This window comes from Nocardiopsis sp. LOL_012, assembly GCF_048060475.1.
Lineage (GTDB): Bacteria > Actinomycetota > Actinomycetes > Streptosporangiales > Streptosporangiaceae > Nocardiopsis.
In genome coordinates this window covers 61,273-79,377 of record NZ_JBHMIV010000022.1, presented here as the reverse complement: position 1 = coordinate 79,377, position 18,105 = coordinate 61,273, and the positions used below count along the sequence as shown (strand labels likewise).

Here is an 18,105-nt window from a genome sequence, read left to right as displayed (position 1 = left end):
CCCGCCTCCGGCACCTCCGCCAGCCCCGTGGGCGCCCGAGCCGACCCCCTGCGATGCGGCACCGCGTTCGAAAACAGCTCCTAGGACGACACCCAGAAACCGAACAAGATTCTACTCTTCGGGCAAACGCGAGTATGATGTCCCCCACCTGCCACCAAAAGGGACAAAGAGGCGCATATGCCCGCGACGCACGAGGTGTTCAACCAGGCTCCCCCGCTCGGTGACTACTCCGCCGCCGAGGATCCCGCGCTCCTGGAGGGGCTGCGCCGCGAGGGCGCCGGCTGGTCCGAGGCGGAGGTGCGCGCGGTCGGCGACGCCGCCGGAAGCGAGCGGGTGCGCGCCTGGGGCGAGGCCGCCAACACCTACACGCCGGTGCTGCGCACACACGACCGCTACGGCCACCGCGTCGACGAGGTCGACTACCAGCCCGCCTACCACGTCCTCATGGAGCAGGCCGTGGCGCACGGACTGCACGCCGCCCCGTGGGCGGACGGGCGCGAGGGCGCGCACGTGGCGCGCGCCGCCAAGTTCTTCCTGTGGTCGCAGCCCGAGAGCGGTCACGGCTGCCCGGTCTCGATGACCTACGCGGCGGTGCCGGCCCTGCGCCACTCCCCTGCCCTGGCCGCGCGGTACGAGCCGCTGCTCACGTCGCGGACCTACGACTTCGGCCTGCGCCCGCCCCTGTCCAAGCGCGGCCTCATCGCGGGCATGTCGATGACGGAGAAGCAGGGCGGCTCCGACGTGCGCGCCAACACCACGCGCGCCGTCCCCACCGCTGAGGGCCACCACCTGCTCACCGGGCACAAGTGGTTCACCTCCGCGCCGATGGGCGACCTCTTCCTCACCCTCGCCCAGGCACCCGAGGGGCTGAGCTGCTTCCTGGTCCCGCGTGTGCTGGAGGACGGCTCCCGCAACGCCCTGCGCCTCCAGAGGCTGAAGGACAAACTGGGCAACAGATCGAACGCCTCCGCGGAGCTGGAGTACGACGGCGCCGTAGCCCACCTGGTGGGCGAGCCGGGCCGGGGCGTGCCCACCATCATCGAGATGGTCAACAGCACCCGGCTGGACTGCGTCATCGGCTCGGCCGCGGGGATGCGGGCGGCCCTCGTGCACGCCCTGCACCACGCCGAGCACCGCGGCGTGTTCGGCGCCCCTCTCGTGGAGCAGCCGCTCATGCGCAACGTCCTGGCCGACCTGGCTCTGGAGTCCGAGGCCGCCACGGCGCTGATGACGCGGCTCGCGGGTGCCGTGGACCGCTCCGTGCGCGGGGACGCGGCGGAGACCGCCTTCCGCCGCCTGGGTGTGGCCGTGGGCAAGTTCTGGGTGGCCAAGCGCCATCCGGCGCACGCGGCCGAGGCGCTGGAGTGCCTGGGCGGCAACGGCTACGTCGAGGAGTCGGGGATGCCGCGGCTGTTCCGGGACTCCCCGCTGAACTCCGTCTGGGAGGGTTCGGGCAACGTGGCCGCCCTGGACGTGCTGCGCGCGATGGGGCGCGCACCGGAGGCGGTGGAGGCGCTGACGGCCGAACTGCGGTCGGCCTCGGGTGCGGACGCGCGCTACGACGCGGCCCTCAAGGAGGTGGAGTCCGCGCTCGGCGACCCGGACGAGGCGGAGTACCGGGCGCGGTCGGTGGTGGAACTGCTGGCCCTCACCCTCCAGGCGTCGCTGCTGCTGCGCCACGCGCCGACCGCCGTCGCGGAGGCGTTCACGGCCAGCCGCCTGGACGGACGCTGGGGCCACGTCTTCGGCACCCTGCCCCGGGGTGTGGACACCGGCGCGATCCTGGAGCGGGCGCGGCCCCGCCGGTGAGCGTCGGGTTGGGACCGAACCCGACCGACTTTTCGCATGAAAAGCGGCCGATCCCGGCAGAGGAGCGAAGGATCATCGCTCTGATCTGCATATTTCGGTGACCGGAGCGGTAGGGAAGTAGTCGACCACGACCCGACCGCCCGCTCCCCGGGCCCTGACCCAAGAGACTGCGACGCCCATGGTGGAAGTCTGGCCAGGTAGTTCCTATCCGCTCGGTGCGACCTACGACGGTTCCGGCACCAACTTCTCCCTCTTCTCCGAGATCGCCGAACACGTGGACCTGTGCCTGTTCGACGACGAGGGGGAGGAGACCCGTGTTCCCCTGACCGAGTACGACGGGTTCGTCTGGCACGTGTACCTGCCCGGTGTCGGTCCGGGGCAGCAGTACGGCTACCGGGTGCACGGGCCCTACGCGCCCGAGCGCGGCCTGCGGTGCAACCCCAACAAGCTGCTCACCGACCCCTACGCCAAGGCCCTGAACGGGGAGCTGACCTGGCACGAGTCGCTGTTCAGCTACCACTTCGCCGAGCCCTCGCGCCGCAACAACGCCGACAGCGCCCCGTACGTGCCCAAATGCGTGGTGGTCAGCCCCTTCTTCGACTGGGGCAACGAGTCCAGACCCAGCACCCCGTACCACCGGACGGTGATCTACGAGACGCACCTGCGCGGCCTGACCATGCGCCATCCGGGAATCCCCGAGCACCAGCGGGGGACCTACACGGGGCTGGCCCACCCGGTGATGATCGAATACCTCACTTCGCTGGGCGTGACCGCGGTCGAGCTCATGCCCATCCACCACTTCGTGCCCGAGCACGCCATGGTGGCGCGCGGGCTCACCAACTACTGGGGGTACAACACCCTGGCCTACCTGGCCCCGCACAGCGGGTACGCGGCGCGCGGCTCACGCGGCCAGCAGGTGCAGGAGTTCAAGGCCATGGTGCGGTCGCTGCACGAGGCGGGCATCGAGGTGCTGCTGGACGTGGTCTACAACCACACCGCCGAGGGCGACCACATGGGCCCCACACTGTCGCTGCGCGGGATCGACAACCTGAGCTACTACCGGGTCGGCGACGAGGACCAGCGCTACTACCTGGACTACACCGGCTGCGGCAACAGTCTCAACGTGCGCCACCCGCACTCGCTCCAGCTCATCATGGACTCGCTGCGGTACTGGGTCCTGGAGATGCACGTGGACGGGTTCCGCTTCGACCTGGCCTCCGCGCTGGCCCGGGAGTTCCACGACGTGGACCGGCTGAGCACGTTCTTCGACATCGTGCAGCAGGACCCGGTGATCTCCCAGGTCAAGCTGATCGCCGAACCCTGGGACGTGGGTCCGGGCGGCTACCAGGTGGGCAACTTCCCTCCCCTGTGGACGGAGTGGAACGGCAAGTACCGCGACACCGTGCGCGACTACTGGCGGGGACGGCCGGTCCTGGGCGAACTGGCCTCCCGCCTGGCCGGGTCCAGCGACCTCTACCAGGACGACGGCCGCCGCCCGGTGGCCTCCATCAACTTCATCACCTGCCACGACGGGTTCACCCTGGCCGACCTGGTCTCCTACGACCACAAGCACAACGAGGCCAACGGCGAGGACAACCGGGACGGAACCGACGACAACCGCTCCTGGAACCACGGTGCGGAGGGGCCCACTCGGGATCCGGAGATCGTCACCCTGCGCCGCCGCCAGGTGCGCAACCTCCTCGCCACCCTGTACCTGTCCCAGGGCGTGGTGATGCTCTCGCACGGGGACGAGGTGGGGCGCACCCAGGGGGGCAACAACAACGCCTACTGCCAGGACAACGAGATCTCCTGGATCGACTGGAAGGGCGCCGGACTGGCGGAGGGCGGCCCCGGAAACGACCTGCTGGACTACGTGCGCACGCTCGCGCGGCTGCGCCGCGACCACCCGGTGTTCCGGCGGCGGCGGTTCTTCCGGGGCAGCCCCGTGGAGGGCGGCGGATCCCGGGGGGACGGCGGCCTGCCCGACATCGTGTGGCTGCGCCCGGACGGCAAGCCCATGTCGGGTCCGGACTGGAGCGCGAACGGGCAGGCGCTGGGCGTGTTCCTCAACGGCGACGCGATCACTGAACCCGACCCGCGGGGACGGCGGATCCGGGACAGCTCCTTCCTGCTGCTGCTCAACAGCGGGGCGGGCTCAGTCGACTTCACCCTGCCCGGCACGGAGTACGGGATGGCGTGGGAGACGGTGCTGGACACGGCCGAGCCCGACGTCGCGGGGCGCCCCTCGGCGTCGGCCTCGGAGCCGGTACGGGTGATCGACCGGGCGCTGGTACTGCTGCGCCGTGTGTCCCACACCCACGGCCCCGGCCGTTAGGTGGCAGGCTGGCGGCCATGGTCTCCGACAGCGCACCACCCGTACGGTTCCGCGAACTCCTGCCTCGCCCCGGCGCGGGGGACGCGGACCCGGCCGCCGCCTACGCCTACCCCGACCGCCTGGAGCGCCCGTGGATCCGGGCGAACATGGTCGCCAGCGCGGACGGCGGCGCGGTCGGGCCGTCGGGGGGCAGCCGCGACCTGTCCTCGGCGGCCGACCGCAGGCTGCTGGGCACCCTGCGGGGGCTGTGCGACGTACTGCTGGTGGGGGCGCGGACCGCGCGTTCGGAGGGGTACCGGGTCCTGCGCGCCAGGAGGGCGTGGGAGCCGCTGCGGCGCGGGCGGCCACCCGCGCCGCCGACCGCGGTGGTCTCCCGGTCGCTGGATCTGCCGGAGGGGCTGCTGGAGGCGGACCCGCAGGGCCGGCGCACCATCGTCCTGACCGTCGCCGGGGCGCCGGCGGAGCGCCTGGCCCGGGTCCGCCGGCACGCGGACGTGGTGGTGGTCGAGGGCCTCTCCGTGGGACCGGAGCACATCGTGGACGCCCTCGGGGAACGGGGTCTGTACCGCGTCCTGACCGAGGGCGGGCCGCACCTGCTCGCCGAGTTCGTCTCGGCCGGGCTGCTGGACGAGTTGTGCCTGACGACCAGCCCCCACCTGCTGGGGTCGGGGTCTCCGCGCGTGGTGGCGGGCGGGCCGGGGACGCCCGGGGCCCCGGAGCGGGCCTCTGCGCGGTGCCGTCCCGTACGGCTGGCCGGGTTGCTGGAGTCCGAAGGAAGCCTGTTCGCGCGTTACGTCAGGGATCCGGGCGACACCTGAGGAAGCGGTCGCCAAAGGTCGTTTCCGGTCCCCCCGAAACAAGGCATGAACCGTCGCGTGACCGGACATACCCGATGTGTGCCATCCATTGGAGCCCCCCACTGGCTACCCACCACGCCAGCGGGGCGTTGGCCCTCCGCCGAGAGGATGAACGCAGTGCCGACGTCCGACCACAGGTCCCCTCCGGTCTACCGGGAGATCGCCGAAGAACTACGCGGACTGATCCGCTCCGGCCGGTACACCGACGGTGACCGGCTACCCGGTGAGAACGTCCTGATGGAGCGCCACGGCATCGCACGGGCCACGGCCCGCCAAGCGCTCTCCGTACTCATCAACGAAGGCCTGGCCGTGGCCGTGCGCGGTTCGGGCATCTACGTCCGGCTGTTCCGCCCGGTCCGAAGACACGGTGCCCGCCGCCTATCCAAGGGGCTGTGGAGCGGCGGGCGTGCCATCTGGCAGACGGACGGAGCGGACCGCGGATACGAGGTCGACTCCGTGCACGTGGAGGAGGCGTTACCCGCCGAGCACGTCGCGCGGGCGCTGGAGCTGACCGGGCAGGCCCGGGTGGTGCGACGCTCGCGCCGGTACCTGGTGGAGGGCCGACCCGTGCAGAGCGCGGTCTCCCACCTTCCCCTGGCGGTTCTGGAGACCGGGGGCGACGGAGCCGCGGCCCTGCGCGTGCGCGAGGCCGACAGCGGCCCGGGCGGGATCTACGCCCGTCTGGCCGAACTGGGGTACGCCCCGGCCCACTTCACCGAGGAGATCCGCGTCCGCATGCCCACCCCCGAGGAGAGGGATCGGCTGCGGCTCGCGGCGGGCACCCCCGTGCTGGAGGTGGCCCGGACCGCACTGACCGCCGAGCACCGGCCCGTGGAGTTCAACGAAATCACCATGGACGGATCGGCCTACGTGCTCCAGTACGACTTCGACGCCTGAGGCGGGCGCACGGTCCTACGCGGGAGGGGGCGCGCCGCACGGCGCGCCCCCCCGTCGAGACGGAACTCAGCGACTACTCCGTCTGGAGGCGAACACCAGGAACGCCATCGGCAGGAGCACCGCTCCCACCGCGATCGCTCCCGCTGAGGCGAAGAGCGAACTGTCCGGCGCCGTCTTGACCCACCGCGACACACCGAGTCCGAGGACGAAGGCGACCGTCGAAGCGCAGAGCGCGACGACCGACAGGAAAGCGAGCAGCTTCCGGTCGCTCCAGGGACTCGGCCTGATCGCGTCGAGAGACGCCGCCGTGGCCCGTGCGCTGAGCACCGTGGCCCAGCGCAGTTCCCGGCCGATGGCGGCCGCCGCCGCGGCCACCATCCGTGACCAGGCGTGGACGTCTGCGGCGATCTGGCCCACCCACCACAGTCCGTACCTGATCCTTCCCACACGCAGCGGCCGCTTACCTATTCCGAGTTGATATGCCGTAACCGCCATGTCACCTGCCTCGGGGGAAGAGCCGACCACTGACTCCGTTGGGAGCCCTACCCCTGGTCTGGAAGGACGAACGCGACAACGTGTGAAGTAAGAAGTATGTGACCTTATGGGTGTTCAGCAGTGACATGGCGGGCGCGGCGGCACCGAAACAGCGGCCCCGTCCCGGTGCGGCCGCGGCCTGAGGCGGGACGTTCCCGGCCAGGAGCTGTAACGTCGACACCATGGCTGACCCAGTGAACCCGGACTCCGCCGACGGCACGCGGCGGATTCCCGAGACCGACCAGGAATGGCGCGAACGCCTCTCCGACGAGGAGTACGCCGTGCTCAGGCAGGCGGGTACCGAGCGGCCGTGGACCGGCGCCTACGTCGACACCAAGACCGTCGGGGTCTACCGGTGCCGGGGGTGCGGCGGCGAGCTGTTCCGCTCCGCCGAGAAGTTCGACTCGCACTGCGGGTGGCCGAGCTTCTGGGACCCCGCCGACTCCTCGTCGGTCACCCTGCACGAGGACGCCTCCCTGGGCATGGTCCGCACCGAGGTGCGGTGCGCCGCGTGCGCCTCCCACCTGGGACACGTGTTCCACGGCGAGGGGTACGGCACGCCGACCGACGCCCGCTACTGCATCAACTCCATCGCGCTCACCCTGGAGCCGGACGAGGGGGGCGGATAGTAGGTTGTCCTCCTAACGCTCCGCTCCGGACCCGCTCGTGCGAGGTCGGCTGCGGACCGCCCTTCTCCGTGTATCGGGGATAATCACCTCCAATGCGCCCCGGGTCGGCACCGCCGGCCCGCGGAGCACCCGTACGGAGGGGCCCACCCGGCCCTTTCGCGCACCCGCCCCGAGCACGGGCACCCCGCAGCGGTGACCGCCGCACGGACCGACCGACCGACCCACGAAAGCGCTCATGAGCGACGACGCACCTCCCACAGCCGTATCCCACCGCCCCCCGGCCCGGCCACGCCTGGGCATGGCCCAGGGGTCGGCCCCCTGGCTCCTGCCGGCGCTGGGCGCCGCTGGGGCCGCCGCGCTGGTGGCCCGGGGCTCACTCCCGAGGGCGGCGGCCGCCGCACCGGTCATCGCCCTGGCCGCGGGGATGGCGTGGTTCTTCCGCGACCCCGAACGGGGCCCGGCCACCGGCCGGGTACTGTCGGCGGCCGACGGTGTCGTCCAGAGCGTCGACCCCCGCCCCGACGGGCGGACCCGGGTCGCGGTGTTCATGAACCCCCTCAACGTGCACGTCAACCGTGCTCCCCTCGCCGGCCTGGTCACCCGGGTCGAGCACCGCCCCGGGGGTTTCCGCCCCGCATTCGACAAGGACAGCGAGCGTAATGAGCGCGTCATCTGGACCCTTGAAACCGAGATCGGTGAGATCACGGTCGTTCAAATCGCCGGCGCGATGGTCAGGCGTATCGTCCCGTATCTCGCTGCGGGGCAGAAGGTCGAGCAAGGTGAGAGGATCGGGCTCATCCGGTTCGGGTCGCGTGTCGACGTCTACCTACCGGCCGGTGTCGGCCCGGCGGTGGAGGTCGGCCAGAGGGTCCGTGCCGGAGAAACCCGCATTGACGCCGACTGAGCACGCCGTCGAGCCGGGGCGCGCCGCGCCCGCCCGCTCCGAGGCCCCCCGGCCGCGCCTGGGGGTGGCGGACTACCTGACCCTGGGCAACGCCCTGTGCGGGTTCCTCGCGGTGTGGGCGCTGGCCACAGCGCACTCGGCCCACGTGGCCTCCGGTGTCGGCGGCCCGCTCCCCCGGACCGCGGTGGCCACCGTGGTCGGCCTGCTGCTGGTAGCGGCGGCCCTCGACGTCCTGGACGGCCGCGTCGCCCGCAAGCTCGGCGGCAGCGGCATGGGCGCCGAACTGGACAACCTCGCCGACGTGGTCAGCTTCGGGTTCGCCCCGGCGTTCTTCTTCGTCGTGTGGGGCATGGGTGCCGGCCTGCCCTCGGCCGTGCCCGTCATGGTCGGCGGCGCCGTCCTGCTGGCCGTCATCGTCCGTCTGGCGCGCTTCTCCTGCCAGGCACCGGACGCGCGCTACTTCACCGGCCTGCCCTGCCCGTTCGGCGCGATGGCCGTGGTGACCGTGGTCCTCATCGACCCGCACGTGTCCGTCGCCGTCACCGCCGTACTGCTGATCTCCTGGCTCATGGTGAGCCGGATGGCCTACCCCAAGCCGCGCGGCCGCAAGCTCCACGCCGTCCTGGCCGCCCTGGGCGCGGGTGTGGCGCTCATGGCCCTCTGGGGGCTGGGCCTGCCCGCCGGCGACGTGCTCATCTACCTCATGAGCGCCGCGGTGCTCGCCGTCATCGTCACGGTCCCCTTCCACGTCCGGGCCCAGCGCGGCTCAGCCGAGCGCTGATCCGGGGTGCCCCCGAGGGGGCGCCCCGGTCCCCGTTAGGGCAGGGACTCCACGAGTTCGGCGACGCTCTTGCGGCGGCCGGTGTAGAACGGCACCTCCTCGCGGGTGTGCAGCCGCGCCTTGGCGCCGCGCAGGTGGCGCATCAAGTCGACGATCCGGTGCAGCTCGTCGGCCTCGAAGGCCAGCAGCCACTCGTAGTCGTTCAGGCCGAAGGAGGAGACGGTGTTGGCGCGCACGTCCGGGTAGGGCGCGGCCATCCGGCCGTGTTCGGCGAGCATCGCACGGCGCTCGTCGTCGGGCAGCAGGTACCACTCGTAGGACCGCACGAACGGGTACACGCACAGGTGGTCGCGCGGTTCCTCGCCCGCCAGGAAGGCCGGCACGTGGCCGCGGTTGAACTCCGCGGGGCGGTGCAGGCCCGCGACCGACCACACGGGGGTGCTCGCGCGCCCCAGACGGGTGCGGCGGAAGGCGGCGTACATCTCCTGGACCTGCTCGGAGGTCTCGGCCACCCACCAGAACATGGTGTCGGCATCGGCGCGCAGGCCCTGCACGTCGTAGCTGCCCCGGGTGGTGACACCGCGCTCGGAGGCCTTGTCGAAGAGGGTCTGGACCTCGTCGGCGGCCGCGGCCCGGTCGACGCCCTCCAGGCCGTCGACCCTGAAGACCGACCACATGGTGTAGCGGATGAGCGCGTTGAGGTCCGTGCCGTCGGCGGCGACGGCGGTGTTCTGCTGGCCCGTCACGGGTTGGCTCCTTGCTGTTCGGTTCCGTCGGCACCGGTGCCGCGGAGAGTCGGACTGGTCGTGGTGAGTGCGGCCGCCAGTCGCTCGGCGGCCCCATCGGCCTCGGCGATGCAGGCGGGGATGCCGACACCGCCGTAGACGGCGCCGCACACCTCCAGGCCGGGCAACGCCTCCACCGCGGATCGGACGCGTTGGACGCGAGCTGCGTGGCCGACACCGTACTGGGGCAGCGCGTCCGCCCAGCGGGTCACCCGGGTCGCCGCCGGGGGCCCGGACACGCCGGCCACGGTGGCCAGGTCGGCCGCCGCGACGGCGGCGAGTTCCTCGTCGGAGCGCTCCAGCACCCCGGTCTCGCCCGCCCTGCCGATCGAGCACCGCACCACGACGAGGTCGTCGCCGGGGTGGGCCGTGCGCAGCGCGTCGGCGATCCAGGGCCACTTGTTGCTGGAGTAGGTGGCGGCCTTGACGGTGAGCCCCTCCCCCGCGGGAACGAGGAAGCCCGTGCCGGAGGGGGGCTCGGGGAAGGCGGAGGCGGGCAGAGCGAAGGTGACCAATACGGTGTCGGCGTGCTCCACCGCGCCCAGTTCGCACGCGGCTCCGGGGGCGTGCCCCGTGAGCAGGCGCGCCGCCTCGGGCGCGGGGCAGGCCAGCAGCACCGCGTCGCAGTCGATCGGGGTACCCGGGTCGGGGCGCACACGCCATCCCCGCTCCAGGCGGTGCAGGGAGACGGCCCGGGTACGGGTGCGCAGGCGCGGACCGCAGCGCTGGGCGAGGGCCGAGGCGAGTTCGGCGATACCGCCCCTCAGGGAGGCGAACACCGGCCCCGACGCGGTGGGCGCCGCGCCGCGCCCGCGCAGGGAGGCGCGCACCCCGCGGAGCAGGGAGCCGCCCTCGCGCGCCATGGGCAGGATCTGCGGCAGGGCGGACTCCAGGGAGAGGCGGTCGGCCCGGCCCGCGTAGACGCCGCCCAGGAGCGGCTCGACCAGCCGGTCGACGACCTGTCGGCCCATCCGCCTGCCGATGTGGGCGGCCACGGGCACGTCGCCGTGGACGGGTGTGCGCGGCAGGGCGAGGTCGAGTGCGGCCCTGAGGGTCCCAGCGGGGCTGAGCACACCGCTGCGGGCCAGGGCGCGCAGGTCGCCGGGCACACCCATGAGCTGGCCGCCGGGGATCGGCCTGAGCTCCCCCCTGCTGTAGAGGGCGGCGGAGCCGGGGCCGGGGTGGACGACCGCTCCGTCCAGGCCGAGTTCGGAGAAGAGCGCGACCGCCTCGGGGCGGCGGGCGATGACGGATTCGGCCCCCTCGTCGACGGGCACGCCCGCGACCGGTGAGACGCGGAGTTTGCCGCCGGGCGCGTCGGCGGCCTCCAGCACGGTGACGGCGGCCCCCAGCACGGTGAGGCGGTGGGCCGCGGCGAGTCCGGAGACCCCGCCCCCGACCACGATGACGTGGGGTGCTTGTGCCATGCCTCCAGCTTTCCAGATGTCCTGGATCACATCGACCGGACACCACCCGTACGCGACCGGTTCCGGCCCCTGCCCCGGAGCGTTGCCGTAGCGTTGCCGTGTCGTGACTCCGGGAGCGAAACCGCGCCCGGGACCGGGTGCGTCGAACGGGAATGGCTACCACAACACTCCCCCGAGCGCGCCGACGCGTGGGCGCGCTGCTCTCCCTGGGCCTGGCCGCCGCCCTCCTCACGGCGTGCTCCGCGGGCCCCGGCACGACGGCCTCCGACGGTGCCGCTGAATCCTTCTCCGGCGGCGAGGCCGCTGCCCCCGAGGCCGGGCAGGCACTCGCCGTCGAGGAGGAGTCGCGGGCCCAGGACTTCGCCGCGGACGAGGACGCGATGGCCGAGGCCCCCGCCGAGGGCGGGTCCGTCGACGCCGACCTTGAGGCCCCCGACCGGGCGCTCATCCACACCGCGCACATGACCGTGCGCGTGGACGACGTCACCGCGACGGCCGAGGAGGCCAAGGAGCTCGTGATCGCGGCCGACGGCTACGTCGCCTCCGAGCACGTCTCCACGCCCTCCGGGGGCACGCCGAGCGCCTTCCTGACACTGCGCGTGCCCAACGAGGGCTACGAGGCGGTGCTCTCCGCCCTGGCCGGGCTGGGCGACCGCTCGGACCTGGAGCGCAGCGTGAACGACGTCACCGAGGAGGTGACGGACGTCGAGAGCCGCATCGAGTCGGCGGAGACGTCGCTGGACACCCTGCGCGGCTACCTGGAGGAGGCCGAGAACGTCGACGAACTGCTGCGCGTAGAGGAGCAGATCCAGCGCCGCCAGTCGGAGCTGGAGGCGTTCCAGGCGCGGTTGGAGACCCTGACCGACCAGACGTCCTACTCGACCGTCCACCTGCGGCTGAGCCCGCCGGAGAGCTACGTCGAGCGGCCCGACGGCGAGGACCTCGGGTTCCTCGGCGCACTCAAGCAGGGCTGGGAGGCCCTGGTGGCGATGGTGCTGTGGCTCCTGGTGTTCCTGGGGTGGGTGCTGCCGTTCGCGGCCCTGGCCGCCGCGATCGTCGGCCCGCTGTGGTGGTGGCGCCGACGGCGCCGCGCCCGGTCCGCCTCGGAGACGGCACCGACGGAGTCCTCCGGCTCCGAGCGGGAAGAGGCCTCCGGCGAGGGGTCGTCCGACGGGGAATAGGCGGCTTCCCAACGGTTCGTGCTCGGGCGCCCGGGCAACGGGAACCTCCGGCGGTCCCGCGGGCGCCCGAGCACCGCGTTCACGGAACGGCTGCCGGTGCTCAGACCGCGCTCTGCTCGTGCACGAAAGCGGTGAGGCGCGCGAGCACGTCCGGGTCGGTGCTCGGCAGGACCCCGTGGCCCAGGTTGAAGATGTGGCCGTCGGCGGCGTCGCTTCTGGAGAGGATGTCGCGGGTGCGCTCGGCGACGACCTCCCAGGGGGCGAACAGGGCCGCCGGGTCCAGGTTGCCCTGGAGCGCCCTGCCGGGGCCGACGCGCCGGGCGGCCTCGTCCAGCGGGACCCGCCAGTCAACGCCCACCACGTCGGCCCCGGCTTCGCCGAGCAGGCCGAGCAGTTCACCGGTGCCCACCCCGAAGTGGATGCGCGGGACGTCGAACCGGGCCAGTTGGTCGAAGATCCACGCGGTGTGCGGCAACACCGAGGCCCGGTAGTCCTCGGCGCTGAGGGCGCCGACCCAGGAGTCGAACAGTTGCACCGCGCTCGCCCCCGCCTCGATCTGGGTGCGCAGGAAGCCCAGCGTGATGGCGGACAGGCGGCGCATGAGCTCGTTCCACAGCTCGGGCTCGCCGTACATGAACGCCTTGGCGTGCTCGTGGTTCTTGGACGGGCCGCCCTCGATCAGGTAGGAGGCGAGGGTGAAGGGGGCACCGGCGAAACCGATGAGGGGCTTGTCGCCCAGCTCACCGACCAGCAGCCCGATCGCCTCGGTCACGTAGGCCAGGTCGTCCGGCTCGATCTCGCGGAGCCGCTTGATCCCGCCGGCGTCCCGGATCGGCTCGGCCACGACCGGTCCGACGCCGGGTTTGATGTCGAGGTCGATCCCGATGGCCTTGAGCGGGACGACGATGTCGCTGAAGTAGATCGCGGCGTCGACGTCGTACCGGCGTACCGGCTGCATCGTGATCTCGGTGATCAGGTCCGGACGCGCACAGGCGTCGAGCATGGAGACGTCGGCGCGGGCCTGCCGGTACTCGGGCAGCGAGCGCCCGGCCTGGCGCATGAACCACACCGGTGTGTGCGGGACCGGGAGTCCGCGGCAGGCGCGGAGGAAAGGAGAGTCTTGAAGGGTCACTCCTCGATCGTGCCATGCCCGCCGCCGTGCTCTCACGCAGGTCGGCCGGGAACGGCTCTCCCCGTATGCGCGAGGGCCGGAAAGCGCGGCCCAGAACGGCGAACGGGTCCCAAGATCATTACGAAACCCCGACACGCCGGGCCAACTCCGTACCGACGTAGAGGACTCGTGCCACGGTCGTCTGCGTTGCCATCAACCGACCCGTGTCCGGGGGTCGGCCGTCCGGGCGTGTCCGGACCGGGCCCCGGTCGCGACTCACCACAAGATGAAGGCTGACGTTTCCACCATGCCCGATGTCGGTAGCGTCGAGAACGCGCACGAGACGTTCCGGCGAGCGGTCGGGGCGCTGCACGCTCCCCCGGCGCGCCCGGAGATCGCCGTGGGGGAGATCCCCGCCCCCCAGCGGCTGGCCCCCCACACGGCCGCGGTGTCGGCCGAGGTGACGGTCCAGGGGGAGGAAGTCGCCTGGGGGCGGCTCATCGTCCTCTACGACCCCGAGGGCACCCGGGACTGGCCTGGACCGTTCCGTCTGGTGTGCCAGGTCAACGCGGAACTGGAATCGGAGATCGCGGTCGATCCCCTGCTCGGGCCGGTCGCCTGGAGCTGGCTCACCGACGCGCTGGACGGGCAGGGCGCCGCCCACCACACGCTGAGCGGCACGGTCACGCGCGCCACGACGGAGGGGTTCGGCACCAAGGCCGGGGAGGGGACCAGCACCGAGGTGGAGATGCGGGCCTCGTGGACGCCGGACTCGGAGGACCTGTCCGGGCACGTGGCCGCGTGGCTGGCCCTGCTGGGTTCGGCCGCGGGCCTGCCCCCGCTGGACGTGGCCGACATCGCCCGACAGCGCGCCAGGCCCTGACCTGCGCACCCCCCGCCACCGGAGTCGGCTTCCGCGTCCGGTCGCCCCAGCGCATACCGTAGTGGTGTGGCCAACGCGTTGAACTCCAAGACAGAACCCCACGACCCAGGGAACGACGACGCTGAGAAGGCGCCGCTGCTGCGGGAACCGCGCGAGGGTCTGCCCGACGTCACCGCCGACCCCGACGCGCTGGCCGACGTCATCGCGGCGGTGTCCGCAGGCAGCGGGCCGGTGGCCGTGGACGCCGAGCGCGCCTCGGGGTACCGCTACGGCCAGCGCGCCTACCTGGTCCAGTTGCGCCGGGAGGGCTCGGGTTCGGCGCTGATCGACCCCGTGCACTGCCCGGACCTGGCCGGGCTGGACACGGCGATCGGCGACACCGAGGTGGTGCTGCACGCCGCGCACCAGGACCTGCCGTGCCTGTCGGAGCTGCGCCTGCGCCCGCGGCGGCTTTTCGACACCGAACTGGCGGGGCGGCTGCTGGGCTACCAGCGGGTCGGCCTGGGCTTCATGGTGGAGCGGCTGCTGCACGTGCGGCTGGCCAAGGAGCACTCGGCCGTGGACTGGTCCCAGCGCCCCCTGCCCGAGGACTGGCTGCGCTACGCGGCGCTGGACGTGGAGATCCTCATCGAACTACGGGACGCGCTGGAGGAGGAGCTGAGCGAGACCGGCAAGCTGGAGTGGGCCCGCGAAGAGTTCGCGTCCGTGCTCGCCGCCCCGCCGAAGGAGCCCCGCAAGGACCCCTGGCGCCGTACGTCGGGCATCCACAGGGTGCGCAACCAGCGGGCGCTGGCCGCCGTGCGCGAGCTCTGGTACGCGCGGGACGAGATCGCCCGGGAACGGGACGTCTCGCCCGGCCGGGTCCTGCCCGACGCCGCCATCGTGGAGGCCGCCTCGGCGATGCCCCGCACGCCCTCCGAACTGCTCGGCATCAAGCAGTTCGGCATCAAGCTGGCGCGGCGCCACCTCAACACCTGGATCAAGGCCGTCGACCGGGCCCGCGACATGGGCCGGCCCGAACTGCCCAGGCCCAACGCCCCGGGGGACGGACCTCCTCCCGTGAACCGGTGGGCCGACCGGGCGCCGGAGGCCGCGCGCCGTCTGGAGCGCGCCCGAGCCACGGTCTCGGGGATCGCCGAGGACGTGGTCATGCCGACGGAGAACCTGCTGCTGCCGGACAGCGTGCGGCGGCTGGCGTGGACGCCGCCCGCGACGGTGGACCCCGAGTCGGTCGCCGCCTTCCTGCGTTCGCGCGGCGCCCGTGAGTGGCAGATCGGCCTGACCGCGTCCCCACTGGCCACAGCCCTACGGGAAGCGGAAAAGGACTAATTCTTACCCTCTCTTAACCGCTTCAACACCGCTGTGCGCGACGTCACTCGCATTCGGGTGGGTTTCAGGCGGGTTTCAGGGTGTTCACCGGACCAGCGGCCGATTAAGTTATACAACTGTGCCCTCAACCCCCGGGGCACGTTCGACGTCCTATTCTCGGAGCCCGTCCCGGCTCCGACACCTTTGCACACGCACGAGGAGGTGTGGTGAGTCTGCTGTCGCTTTGGCGCGGGTTCCTGTCCGAGACCGGCCTGACCAAGGCCCCCGGGCACAGGACGGACACGACCGTGTCCGCCTCCGCGGAGGAGAACGGACAGGGAGCGGAAGAGCACGTGGAGGTCCGCGTGCTGGATCCGGTGCCGCCCGCCCCCGTTCCCGCCACCGCGGCCGCCGCGCCGGTCGCACCCGGCGCGGGGCCCGGTTTCGGCGGCGTCCCGGCGGACACACCGTCCGCGCGCGCCGCCCGGACCACGGGAACGCACGTGACCGCCCTGGAGCGGACCCTGCAGTCCCTGGTGGAACGGCACGGGACCGAGCACCCGGACACGATCGCCGCGCGCAACAACCTGGCCACCAAGTATGCGCGGATGGGGCGGCGCGAGATGGCCGTCCAGCAGTTCGAGCTGGCCCTGGCCGAGGTCGCCGCGGTCTACGGCGAGGAACACCCCCGCACGGAGATCATCCGCGAGAACCTGGCCTGGGCGCTGGAGGACGCGGGACGGCCTGCGGACGCGGCGGTGCACTGGGAGATCCTGCTGCGCGAGCGCGAGGACCAGTTCGGGCCCGCCGACGAGGACACCGTGGAGGCGCGGGCGCACCTTGCGATGTGTTACAAGCGCTCCGGCCGCCTGGAGGAGGCGATCGGGCACTTCGAGCGGGCCATCGAGGACGCGGTCTCACCCCAGCGGCGCGATGAGCTGCGCCTGAGCCTGAGCCTGGCCCTGATCCGCTCCGAGTGCCACGCGGCCGCGATCGGGCAACTGCGCACGGTCCTGGCCGGCCGTCGGCGGCGGCTGGGCAAGTCCCACATCGACACCCTGACCGTGCACCACCGGCTGGGGCGCGCCTACACGCAGGCGCACCGGCACGAGGAGGCGGTGGAAGTCCTGCGGGACGCCTACCGCACCGCTCTGGGCGCCTCGGGGGACCCGGACGTGCGCCGCCTGACCATGCGCCTCAAGCGCGACCTGGCGGGCGCCCACGCGGCCGCGGACCGCGACCGCGGGTAGGGGAAGACGGAACACGCGCACGGCGCGCTCGGGACGGGGGTCCGGGGCGCGCCGTCGCCGTCCCGGGCACCGTCGGCCGAACCCGGGGCGTCCGGCCGGGGCGGGTCCGCGAACCCGGCGCGACTCTGGGCTCCGGTACTCGCGCAACTTGTTACTGACGAGTAGCATAAGCTCGACACGTCCGTTCACCGTTGGATTAAGGAGGGCCCATCGTGCCGCGAACCGCACGCGACGTCGTGTTCGTCGACGGAGTACGCACCCCGTTCGGCAAATCTGGCAAGGGCCTCTACGCCGAGACACGCGCCGACGACATGGTCGTCCGCGTCATCCGAGAACTGCTGCGCCGCAACCCCGGCCTCCCGCCCGAGCGTGTCGACGAGGTCGCCATCGCCGCCACCACCCAGATCGGCGACCAGGGCCTGACGATCGGCCGCAGCGCCGCGATCCTCGCGGGCCTGCCCAAGACCGTCCCCGGCTACGCCGTCGACCGCATGTGCGCGGGTGCGCTCACCGCCGTCACCACCTCCGGCGCGGGCATCGCCTTCGGCGCCTACGACGTCGTGATCGCCGGCGGTGTCGAGCACATGGGCCGCCACCCCATGGGCGAGGGGGTCGACCCCAACCCCCGCTTCCTCTCCGAAAAGCTGGTCGACCCGTCCGCCCTGGTCATGGGCAACACCGCGGAGAACCTGCACGACCGCTACCCCTCCATCACCAAGGAGCGCGCCGACGCCTACGCCGTGCGCAGCCAGGAGAAGGTCGCCAAGGCCTACGCCGACGGCCGCCTCCAACCGGACCTGGTCGAGATGGCCGTCCGCTCCCTGGAGAAGGGCTACGGCCTGGCCACCGAGGACGAGCCGCCCCGGCCCGGCACGACCATGGAGTCGCTGGCCGGACTGAAGACCCCCTTCCGCGCGCACGGCAACGTGACCCCCGGCAACGCCGCGGGCCTCAACGACGGTGCCACCGGCGCCCTGCTCGCCGCCGAGGACGTGGCCGCCGACCTCGGCCTGAACGCGGGCATGCGCCTGGTCGACTTCTCCTTCGCCGGGGTCGAGCCCGAGGTCATGGGCGTGGGTCCGGTCCCCGCCACCGAGAGGCTCTTCGAGCGCCAGGGCATGTCGATGGACGACATCGGGCTCATCGAGATCAACGAGGCGTTCGCCGTGCAGGTGCTCGCCTTCCTGGAGCACTTCGGCATCGCCGACGACGACGCCCGGATCAACCCGTGGGGCGGGGCGATCGCCCTCGGCCACCCGCTGGCCTCCTCCGGCGTCCGCCTCATGATGCAGCTCGCACGCCAGTTCGCCGAGCGTCCCGACGTCCGCTACGGCCTGACCACCATGTGCGTGGGCATGGGCATGGGCGGGACCGTCCTGTGGGAGAACACCAACTACGAGGGGGGCAAGTGAAC

The 18,105-nt window shown here is 72.4% G+C and carries 16 protein-coding genes; 12 read left to right on the top strand and 4 right to left on the bottom strand.

The window, feature by feature from the left end; genetic code table 11:
- Positions 1–177 precede the first annotated feature (177 nt).
- From ACFHWE_RS15575 to ACFHWE_RS15560, 4 genes are all read left to right on the top strand, one after another.
- Positions 178–1,809, top strand: coding sequence for an acyl-CoA dehydrogenase family protein (locus ACFHWE_RS15575; protein WP_416602358.1), 1,632 nt, complete (start codon positions 178–180; stop codon positions 1,807–1,809).
- Between the two features lie 178 nt (positions 1,810–1,987).
- Complete coding sequence (gene glgX / locus ACFHWE_RS15570; RefSeq protein WP_416602357.1) at positions 1,988–4,144, top strand: glycogen debranching protein GlgX; 2,157 nt, start codon at positions 1,988–1,990, stop codon at positions 4,142–4,144.
- Positions 4,145–4,161: 17 nt separating this feature from the next.
- Positions 4,162–4,962, top strand: a complete 801-nt coding sequence (locus tag ACFHWE_RS15565) for a dihydrofolate reductase family protein (RefSeq protein WP_416602356.1) — start codon at positions 4,162–4,164, stop codon at positions 4,960–4,962.
- 147 nt (positions 4,963–5,109) lie between these two features.
- On the top strand, positions 5,110–5,898 hold the full coding sequence (locus ACFHWE_RS15560; protein ID WP_416602355.1) for a GntR family transcriptional regulator: 789 nt from the start codon (positions 5,110–5,112) through the stop codon (positions 5,896–5,898).
- Positions 5,899–5,964: 66 nt separating this feature from the next.
- Here ACFHWE_RS15560 and ACFHWE_RS15555 read toward each other — a convergent pair whose 3' ends face one another.
- Positions 5,965–6,345 carry a hypothetical protein gene (locus ACFHWE_RS15555; protein ID WP_416602354.1) on the bottom strand — a complete coding sequence of 127 codons (381 nt, stop codon included), beginning with the start codon at positions 6,343–6,345 and terminating at the stop codon, positions 5,965–5,967.
- Positions 6,346–6,614: 269 nt separating this feature from the next.
- Between ACFHWE_RS15555 and msrB the strand changes: the two genes are divergently transcribed.
- The 3 genes from msrB to ACFHWE_RS15540 all read left to right on the top strand — a co-directional run bounded on the left by msrB (position 6,615) and on the right by ACFHWE_RS15540 (position 8,746).
- Positions 6,615–7,061, top strand: a complete 447-nt coding sequence (gene msrB, locus ACFHWE_RS15550; protein ID WP_416602353.1) for a peptide-methionine (R)-S-oxide reductase MsrB — start codon at positions 6,615–6,617, stop codon at positions 7,059–7,061.
- A gap of 235 nt (positions 7,062–7,296) precedes the next feature.
- A complete protein-coding gene (locus ACFHWE_RS15545) occupies positions 7,297–7,965 on the top strand; it encodes a phosphatidylserine decarboxylase (RefSeq protein ID WP_416602352.1) in 669 nt (222 codons plus the stop codon).
- The gene (locus ACFHWE_RS15540; RefSeq protein ID WP_416602351.1) at positions 7,952–8,746 is read left to right on the top strand and encodes a CDP-alcohol phosphatidyltransferase family protein; all 795 of its coding nucleotides are present in this window, start codon (positions 7,952–7,954) and stop codon (positions 8,744–8,746) included. Before ACFHWE_RS15545 ends, ACFHWE_RS15540 begins: the two co-directional genes overlap by 14 nt.
- 35 nt (positions 8,747–8,781) lie before the next feature.
- Here the strand turns inward: ACFHWE_RS15540 and hemQ are convergent, their stop codons facing one another.
- Both hemQ and hemG read right to left on the bottom strand, forming a co-directional pair.
- Positions 8,782–9,492 (bottom strand): hydrogen peroxide-dependent heme synthase, encoded by a 711-nt coding sequence (gene hemQ / locus ACFHWE_RS15535; protein WP_416602350.1) that lies wholly within the window; start codon positions 9,490–9,492, stop codon positions 8,782–8,784.
- Positions 9,489–10,958, bottom strand: a complete 1,470-nt coding sequence (gene hemG / locus ACFHWE_RS15530; protein ID WP_416602349.1) for a protoporphyrinogen oxidase — start codon at positions 10,956–10,958, stop codon at positions 9,489–9,491. The genes hemQ and hemG overlap by 4 nt, the downstream gene beginning before the upstream one ends.
- Positions 10,959–11,110: 152 nt before the next feature.
- Between hemG and ACFHWE_RS15525 the strand changes: the two genes are divergently transcribed.
- Positions 11,111–12,139, top strand: a complete 1,029-nt coding sequence (locus ACFHWE_RS15525; RefSeq protein ID WP_416602348.1) for a DUF4349 domain-containing protein — start codon at positions 11,111–11,113, stop codon at positions 12,137–12,139.
- A 100-nt stretch (positions 12,140–12,239) separates the two neighbouring features.
- On the opposite strand, the gene hemE is transcribed toward ACFHWE_RS15525, so the two are convergent.
- The gene (gene hemE / locus ACFHWE_RS15520) at positions 12,240–13,271 is read right to left on the bottom strand and encodes a uroporphyrinogen decarboxylase (protein WP_416602347.1); all 1,032 of its coding nucleotides are present in this window, start codon (positions 13,269–13,271) and stop codon (positions 12,240–12,242) included.
- A gap of 286 nt (positions 13,272–13,557) precedes the next feature.
- On the opposite strand from hemE, the gene ACFHWE_RS15515 reads away from it, so the two are divergent.
- The 4 genes from ACFHWE_RS15515 (at position 13,558) to ACFHWE_RS15500 (ending at position 18,103) form a co-directional block, all read left to right on the top strand.
- Positions 13,558–14,133, top strand: coding sequence for a DUF3000 domain-containing protein (locus tag ACFHWE_RS15515; RefSeq protein WP_416602346.1), 576 nt, complete (start codon positions 13,558–13,560; stop codon positions 14,131–14,133).
- 66 nt (positions 14,134–14,199) lie between these two features.
- Positions 14,200–15,462 carry an HRDC domain-containing protein gene (locus ACFHWE_RS15510; protein WP_416602345.1) on the top strand — a complete coding sequence of 421 codons (1,263 nt, stop codon included), beginning with the start codon at positions 14,200–14,202 and terminating at the stop codon, positions 15,460–15,462.
- Between the two features lie 215 nt (positions 15,463–15,677).
- On the top strand, positions 15,678–16,691 hold the full coding sequence (locus tag ACFHWE_RS15505) for a tetratricopeptide repeat protein (protein WP_416602361.1): 1,014 nt from the start codon (positions 15,678–15,680) through the stop codon (positions 16,689–16,691).
- Positions 16,692–16,903: 212 nt separating this feature from the next.
- Positions 16,904–18,103 (top strand): thiolase family protein, encoded by a 1,200-nt coding sequence (locus ACFHWE_RS15500; RefSeq protein ID WP_416602344.1) that lies wholly within the window; start codon positions 16,904–16,906, stop codon positions 18,101–18,103.
- Positions 18,104–18,105 lie beyond the last annotated feature (2 nt).

Excerpts from the sequence above, each read along its gene's own strand:
- ACFHWE_RS15575 (WP_416602358.1), top strand. The coding sequence starts at position 178 with ATGCCCGCGACGCACGAGGTGTTCAACCAGGCTCCCCCGCTCGGTGAC.
- glgX (WP_416602357.1), top strand. The coding sequence starts at position 1,988 with ATGGTGGAAGTCTGGCCAGGTAGTTCCTATCCGCTCGGTGCGACCTAC.
- ACFHWE_RS15565 (WP_416602356.1), top strand. The coding sequence starts at position 4,162 with ATGGTCTCCGACAGCGCACCACCCGTACGGTTCCGCGAACTCCTGCCT.
- ACFHWE_RS15560 (WP_416602355.1), top strand. The coding sequence starts at position 5,110 with ATGAACGCAGTGCCGACGTCCGACCACAGGTCCCCTCCGGTCTACCGG.
- msrB (WP_416602353.1), top strand. The coding sequence starts at position 6,615 with ATGGCTGACCCAGTGAACCCGGACTCCGCCGACGGCACGCGGCGGATT.
- ACFHWE_RS15545 (WP_416602352.1), top strand. The coding sequence starts at position 7,297 with ATGAGCGACGACGCACCTCCCACAGCCGTATCCCACCGCCCCCCGGCC.
- hemG (WP_416602349.1), bottom strand. The coding sequence starts at position 10,958 with ATGGCACAAGCACCCCACGTCATCGTGGTCGGGGGCGGGGTCTCCGGA.
- ACFHWE_RS15525 (WP_416602348.1), top strand. The coding sequence starts at position 11,111 with ATGGCTACCACAACACTCCCCCGAGCGCGCCGACGCGTGGGCGCGCTG.
- ACFHWE_RS15515 (WP_416602346.1), top strand. The coding sequence starts at position 13,558 with ATGCCCGATGTCGGTAGCGTCGAGAACGCGCACGAGACGTTCCGGCGA.